We start from the raw sequence: 6,644 nt of genomic DNA, 5'->3' as shown, positions 1-6,644 counted from the left end.
CCGTGTACCCGACTTGCCACCGCGTCGGGCCAGTTACTAGGATGTCCTAGTAACCTACTTTTCTTCGTGTATCGAGGACACCCATGACCGCACAGATCACCCATTTCATCGATGGCAAGCGCACCGCCGGGCAGTCTGGTCGCACCGCCGAGGTGTTCGACCCCAATACCGGCCAGGTGCAGTCGCTGGTACCGATGGGCAGCAAGAGCGAGGTCGACGCGGCCGTGGCATCGGCGGCCCGGGCGCAAAAGGAGTGGGCAGCGTTCAATCCGCAGCGCCGGGCACGGGTCATGATGCGCTTCATCGAGTTGGTCAACGAGCATGTCGACGAAATCGCCGAAATGCTGTCGTTGGAGCACGGCAAGACGCTGGCCGATTCCCGCGGTGACATTCAGCGCGGCATCGAGGTGATCGAGTTTTGTATCGGCATCCCGCATCTGCTCAAGGGCGAATACAGCGAGGGCGCGGGTCCGGGCATCGACGTGTACTCGTTGCGCCAGCCGTTGGGAGTGGTCGCCGGAATTACCCCGTTCAACTTCCCCGCAATGATTCCGTTGTGGAAAGCCGGTCCGGCCCTGGCATGCGGAAATGCGTTTGTGCTCAAGCCTTCTGAACGAGACCCGTCGGTGCCGGTGCGGCTGGCCGAGCTCTTCATCGAGGCGGGTCTACCGCCCGGCGCATTTCAGGTCGTGCACGGCGACAAGGAAGCCGTTGACGCGATCCTGACTCACCCGGACATCGCCGCGGTCGGCTTTGTCGGCAGCTCGGATATCGCCCAGTACATCTATTCGACGGCGACGGGGACCGGCAAGCGTGCGCAGTGCTTCGGCGGGGCGAAAAACCACATGATCGTGATGCCCGACGCCGACCTGGATCAGGCCGTCGACGCGCTGATCGGCGCGGGCTACGGCAGCGCCGGGGAGCGGTGCATGGCGATTTCCGTCGCGGTGCCAGTCGGCGAGCAGACCGCGGACCGACTGCGCGCCAGGCTGGTTGAGCGGATCAACAACCTGCGGGTCGGGCACAGTCTGGACCCCAAAGCCGACTACGGCCCGTTGGTCACCGAGGCCGCCCTGGCCCGGGTGCGTGACTACATCGGCCAGGGTGTGGCCGCCGGCGCCGACATCGTGGTCGACGGCCGCGAACGCACCAGCGATGACCTGGCCTACGGTGACGCAAACCTCGAGAGCGGTTTCTTCATCGGCCCCACTCTGTTCGACCACGTCACCGCGGACATGTCGATCTACACCGACGAAATCTTCGGTCCGGTGTTGTGCATCGTGCGCGCGCATGACTACGAAGAGGCGCTGCGACTGCCCTCGGAGCATGAGTACGGCAACGGGGTGGCGGTCTTCACCCGCGACGGCGACACCGCGCGGGATTTCGTCTCCCGGGTGCAGGTCGGCATGGTCGGCGTCAATGTGCCGATCCCGGTTCCGGTGGCGTACCACACCTTTGGCGGCTGGAAGCGTTCCGGCTTCGGCGACCTCAACCAGCACGGCCCGGCATCGATCCAGTTCTATACCAAAGTCAAGACGGTGACGTCGCGCTGGCCGTCCGGCATTAAGGATGGCGCCGAATTCGTCATCCCGACAATGAATTAGCCTGCCGATGCAGTTCTTCTCTCTTGACGACGATGAGCGGGTGATCACCGAGACCGCGGCCGCATTCGCGGCCAAACGCCTGGCTCCGTATGCCCTGGAATGGGATGCGACGCATCACTTCCCGACCGATGAACTGCGCGAGGCGGCCGGGCTCGGCATGGCGGCGATCTACTGCCGCGACGATGTGGGCGGCAGTGCGCTGCGCCGCCTGGACGGCGTGCGAATCTTCGAGCAGCTGGCGATGGCCTGCCCGACCACCGCGGCGTTTCTGTCGATCCACAACATGTGCGCGTGGATGATTGACGCCTTCGGCACCGAGGAGCAGCGCAAGGCTTGGGTGCCACGGCTGGCCTCGATGGATGTCATTGCCAGTTACTGCCTGACCGAGCCTGGCGCAGGCTCGGATGCCGGCGCATTGAGCACCCGGGCCGTCGAGCAGGGTGGGGACTATGTGCTCAACGGCGTCAAACAGTTCATCTCCGGGGCGGGGGCCTCGGATGTCTATGTGGTGATGGCCCGCACCGGCGGAGACGGTCCGCGCGGAATATCGGCTTTCATCGTCGAAAAGGGCGGCCCAGGGCTGAGTTTCGGTGCGCACGAGGAGAAGATGGGTTGGAACGCCCAGCCGACCGCGCAGGTGATTTTCGAGGATGTGCGGGTGCCCGCCGACGCGATGCTGGGTGGTGCGGACGGTGAAGGTGCGGGCTTTTCCATCGCGATGAACGGCCTCAACGGCGGCCGGATCAACATCGCGGCGTGCTCGCTCGGTGGGGCGCAGGCCGCCTTCGACAAATCGGCGGAATATCTCTCCCACCGGCAGGCCTTCGGCGCTCCGCTGCTCGACGAGCCCACTATCCGGTTCAGCTTGGCCGATATGGCCACCGCGCTGGAATCGTCGCGAATGTTGTTGTGGCGCGCGGCAAGTGCGCTCGATGCCGACGCCGACGACAAAGTCGCGCTGTGCGCGATGGCGAAGCGTTACGTCACCGACGCGTGCTACGACGTCGCGGACCAGGCCCTGCAGTTGCATGGCGGCTACGGGTATCTGCGGGAGTACGGTTTGGAGAAGATCGTGCGCGATCTGCGAGTGCACCGCATCCTGGAGGGAACCAACGAAATCATGCGGGTGGTCATCGGCCGCGCCGAGGCCGCACGGGTCCGCACCAGCGCGTAGGAAAGGCGAGAGCAATGGCACAGTCCTTGACGGTCGCGTTTTTAGGGTTGGGCCACATGGGCGGTCCGATGTCGAGGAACCTGGTGGGCGCCGGCTACACCGTGCAGGGCTTTGACCCGGTGTCGGCCGCGGCCGCCGCCGCCGCCGACAACGGTGTCGTGGTGTCCGACAGCGCGCCCGCGGCGGTGGCCGGCGCTGACGTCGTCATCACGATGCTGCCGCACGGCGATGCGGTGAAGCGCTGCTACGCCGAAATCCTGCCCTCGGCCAAGGCCGGGGCGCTGTTCATTGACAGCTCAACGATTTCCGTCGATGACGCCCGTGAAGTCCACGCATCGGCGGGCTCCCACGGGTTGGCCCAGCTCGACGCGCCCGTTTCTGGCGGGGTCAAAGGCGCGGTCGCGGGCACGCTGGCGTTCATGGTGGGCGGCGATTCGGAGGTGGTGCGTCGCGCGCATCCGATTTTGGAGCCGATGGCGGGCAAGATCATTCATTGCGGAGCGGCCGGCGCCGGCCAGGCCGCCAAAGTGTGCAACAACATGGTGCTTGCCGTGCAGCAGATCGCGATCGGCGAGGCGTTCGTGCTCGCCGAGAAGCTTGGCCTGTCGGCCCAGTCGTTGTTCGACGTCATCACCGGCGCGACCGGCAATTGTTGGGCGGTGCACACCAATTGCCCAGTGCCAGGCCCGGTGCCGACATCGCCGGCCAACCACGACTTCACACCTGGTTTCGCAACCGCGCTGATGAACAAGGACCTGGGTTTGGCGATGGACGCCGTCAGCTCAACCGGTTCGGCGGCGCCGTTGGGCAGCCACGCTGCCGAGATCTATGCCAAATTCGCAGCGGCCAACGCCGACAAGGATTTCAGCGCCGTCATCGAACTGCTCCGCGGCAATTAAGCGGAACGCCCGGTAATCCACCAGCGCCGGTGCGCCTGCCTGCAGCCGGCTGCGCGCAGCGTATCCGCGCCGTCGTAACCGCTGACGACGACTACGGTAGGCAATTCGGCGACAACCGCGGCGCGCCACCCGCGCCCCGACCCTGTCACCGCGAGCGCACCGCGGTGCGTTATTCCCATCTCCCACAACGCCAGACGGTACAGCTCGGCTTCACACGCAGGCCCGGCTTCGGCGTCGGATAAGTCGTCGACGGTCACGATCGTCTCGACCAGGCCGTCGCCAATCAAGTCTCGCACCAACGTCTCGACCCACTCACGTGGCCGAGTGCTCACCACGCCCACCCAGATACCCGCGACGAACAGGCTCATCACCAAGTCGATCAGACCGTCTCTGGCCGCCACGTCACCATCGCGTTCGATATCCGCCAGCGCGGAATCGGCGTCGAAGATCACCGCGCGCAGAATATCGGCGTCGACCGGAGGTTCCCGATCCCACCAAAACGTCCGGGCTGGACGAGTCTGACCCATGGCGCGCACGCCACCAGGTTGCCCGGAACCGACGCGCCCAACCTCCCCCATTAGGGGGATTGGCATGACGAATTAGGGTGATGCCATGACGGCTCCGGTGCGTCTTGTTCTCGTCGATGACCACGAGATGGTCATCGAGGGGCTCAAGGCGATGCTGGCGGCGTTCAAGGACCGGGTGCAGGTGGTCGGGCAGGCAGTGGGCGCCGACCGGGCTGTCGGCGTGGTCGACGAGCTGCAGCCCGATGTCGTGCTGTGCGATGTGCGCATGCAGGGCTTCAGCGGGCTAGACCTGTGCAAGGTGCTACGGGAACACGATCCTGCCCGCCGGGTCGTGATGTTGTCGGTCTACGACGACGAGCAGTACCTGTTCCAGGCTCTGCGGGTGGGCGCGAGCGGCTATCTGCTGAAAAGCATCAACAGCGACGATCTGGTGCGCCAGCTGGAACTAGTGCACAGCGGGGAAACCGTGATCGATCCCGGCATGGCGGCCCGCGCGGCCGACACCGCGGCGCGCATGCAACGTGACGAATTCTGGCCGGGCGCCCGGCAGGGGTTGACACAACGCGAAAGCGAAATCCTGTCCTACATGGTCAACGGGTTGTCCAACCGCGGCATCGCCGGCAAACTCGTCATCGGCGAGGAAACAGTCAAGAGCCACCTGCGGTCGATCTACCGCAAGCTCGGCGTCAGCGACCGTACCGGCGCGGTGGCCACCGCATTGCGCGAAGGCATTTACCAGTGACCGCACGGCAACCCGATAACAGTGGCCGCGGCTCGAATGCAGTACGCGGTCTTGTCGACACCGACCGCGAACTCGCGTTGCTGCGCGAGCTCATCCAGGCCGCCTCGACCGGCCCCGGGGTCGAACCGCTGGCGGCGGCGGCGGCGCGGATGATCACCGCGGCCACCGGAACCGACGTGTGCTTCGTGCATGTGCTCGACGACACCGACCGCTCGCTGACACTGGCAGGTGCGACACCACCTTTCGACGGGCAGGTGGGAAAGATTCGGCTGCCGTTGGGATCCGGCATTTCCGGTTGGGTGGCCAAGCACCGTGAGCCCGTCGTGATCATCCACGACAAGGAAGCCGACCCACGCTACTTGCCGATCCAATCGCTGCGCGGACGCGACTTCACCTCGATGGTGTCCATGCCGATGGAAACCGACCCGGGCGGCCTGGTCGGCGTGCTCAACGTACACACGGTCGCGCGCCGCGAATTCACCGACGGCGACGTCGAACTCTTGCGAGTGATCGGCCGGCTGATCGCCGGGGCTATGCACCAGGCCCGGCTGCACCGGCAGCTGGTAGCCAGGGAGCGGGCACACGAGCTGTTCGTCGAGCAGGTGATCGAGGCTCAGGAAATAGAGCGCCGCCGGGTAGCCGGCGACATACACGACGGCATCTCGCAACGCCTGATCACGCTGTCCTATCGACTCGACGCAGCGGCGCGGGCTGTCGGCGACGATCCCACCGAAGCGTCCCGTCAGCTCGGCGAGGCCCGTGAACTGGTCGGGTTGACGCTGGGCGAAGCGCGGGCGGCGATCAGCGGACTGCGCCCGCCGGTTCTCGACGACTTGGGCTTGGCGGGCGGGCTGGCCAGCCTGGCCCGCTCGCTACCGCACCTGGACACCGAACTCGAGCTGGCCGACGTCCGGCTGCCCGAGCACATCGAAGTCGCGCTCTACCGCATCGCGCAGGAAGGCCTGCAAAACATCGTCAAACATGCCAATGCGTCGGTGGCTCGGCTGCGTTTCGCGGTTGACGACGAGACCGCACGACTTGAAATCGTCGACAACGGAATAGGTTTCGACACTTTCGAGAATCCATTGGGCAGCGACGAGATGGGCGGCTACGGCGTGCTGTCGATGGCCGAACGCGCCGAGCTGGTCGGCGGACGATTGAACATCCGGTCGCGGCCCGGCGCCGGGACGGCGGTCACCGCCACGATTCCGGTGCCCTCGACGATCGACTAGAAGTCGCCGGCGTTGTGCCGCAGCGTCTCGATCGACGACACCAGCGCCTGCGATTCACCCTCGGATATTCCGATATCGCAGAACACCTGCTCGTTGAGCGTGACAGTGGCGTCCTCGACGGTCGAGCGGCCCAGGTCGGTAATCTGCACCAGCGTCGTTCGCCCGTCGGTGGGGTGCGGGACGCGCTGCACCAGGCCATTGGCTTCCAGCCGTCGAATGGCGTGGGTGACGCTGGTGACGTGTACCTGCAGCCGGTCGGATGCCTTGGTGATCGGCAACGCGCCGCTGCGGCTGAATGCCAGCAGCCGCAGCAGTTCGAACCTGGAGAAGCTCAGATCGTAAGGACGCAGCGCACTCTCGACACGGGCGAGCAGGATCTGGTGGGCTCGCATCACCGATGTCACCGCGACCATCCCCTGTGCCACATCACCCCACCCGGCGTGTTCCCAGTTGACCCGCGCGGCAG

7 protein-coding genes are annotated in these 6,644 nt (G+C 65.7%); 5 read left to right on the top strand and 2 right to left on the bottom strand.

From position 1 onward, the window contains the following. Window positions 1-83: 83 nt before the first annotated feature. The 3 genes from WBF82_RS19320 to mmsB are packed head-to-tail and all read left to right on the top strand — an operon-like array spanning window position 84 to window position 3,677. Window positions 84-1,604, top strand: coding sequence for a CoA-acylating methylmalonate-semialdehyde dehydrogenase (locus WBF82_RS19320; protein WP_424384553.1), 1,521 nt, complete (start codon window positions 84-86; stop codon window positions 1,602-1,604). A gap of 7 nt (window positions 1,605-1,611) precedes the next feature. Next, window positions 1,612-2,778 carry an acyl-CoA dehydrogenase family protein gene (locus tag WBF82_RS19315; protein WP_424384552.1) on the top strand — a complete coding sequence of 389 codons (1,167 nt, stop codon included), beginning with the start codon at window positions 1,612-1,614 and terminating at the stop codon, window positions 2,776-2,778. A 14-nt stretch (window positions 2,779-2,792) separates the two neighbouring features. Continuing rightward, entirely contained in the window at window positions 2,793-3,677 is an 885-nt protein-coding gene (gene mmsB, locus WBF82_RS19310) for a 3-hydroxyisobutyrate dehydrogenase (protein WP_424384551.1), read from the top strand. Here the strand turns inward: mmsB and WBF82_RS19305 are convergent. Continuing rightward, window positions 3,674-4,204, bottom strand: a complete 531-nt coding sequence (locus WBF82_RS19305; RefSeq protein ID WP_424384554.1) for a haloacid dehalogenase — start codon at window positions 4,202-4,204, stop codon at window positions 3,674-3,676. The genes mmsB and WBF82_RS19305 overlap by 4 nt on opposite strands. 85 nt (window positions 4,205-4,289) lie before the next feature. Between WBF82_RS19305 and WBF82_RS19300 the strand changes: the two genes are divergently transcribed. Then, complete coding sequence (locus tag WBF82_RS19300) at window positions 4,290-4,946, top strand: response regulator (protein ID WP_424082660.1); 657 nt, start codon at window positions 4,290-4,292, stop codon at window positions 4,944-4,946. Continuing rightward, window positions 4,943-6,178, top strand: coding sequence for a GAF domain-containing protein (locus tag WBF82_RS19295; protein ID WP_424384550.1), 1,236 nt, complete (start codon window positions 4,943-4,945; stop codon window positions 6,176-6,178). The genes WBF82_RS19300 and WBF82_RS19295 overlap by 4 nt, the downstream gene beginning before the upstream one ends. On the opposite strand, the gene WBF82_RS19290 is transcribed toward WBF82_RS19295, so the two are convergent. Beyond that, window positions 6,175-6,644 (bottom strand): MarR family transcriptional regulator (locus WBF82_RS19290; RefSeq protein ID WP_424384549.1); only part of this gene is annotated, 470 nt, incomplete at its 5' end. The two genes, WBF82_RS19295 and WBF82_RS19290, sit on opposite strands and share 4 nt — an antisense overlap.

Source organism: Mycobacterium sp. (genome assembly GCF_049673265.1).
GTDB lineage: Bacteria > Actinomycetota > Actinomycetes > Mycobacteriales > Mycobacteriaceae > Mycobacterium.
The sequence above is the reverse complement of the archived record's forward strand: the minus strand, read 5'-3'. Positions and strand labels throughout refer to the sequence as shown.

Bases quoted from the DNA above. Each gene is read 5' to 3' on its own strand.
- WBF82_RS19305 (WP_424384554.1), bottom strand. From the start codon at position 4,204: ATGGGTCAGACTCGTCCAGCCCGGACGTTTTGGTGGGATCGGGAACCT.
- WBF82_RS19320 (WP_424384553.1), top strand. From the start codon at position 84: ATGACCGCACAGATCACCCATTTCATCGATGGCAAGCGCACCGCCGGG.
- mmsB (WP_424384551.1), top strand. From the start codon at position 2,793: ATGGCACAGTCCTTGACGGTCGCGTTTTTAGGGTTGGGCCACATGGGC.
- WBF82_RS19315 (WP_424384552.1), top strand. From the start codon at position 1,612: ATGCAGTTCTTCTCTCTTGACGACGATGAGCGGGTGATCACCGAGACC.
- WBF82_RS19300 (WP_424082660.1), top strand. From the start codon at position 4,290: ATGACGGCTCCGGTGCGTCTTGTTCTCGTCGATGACCACGAGATGGTC.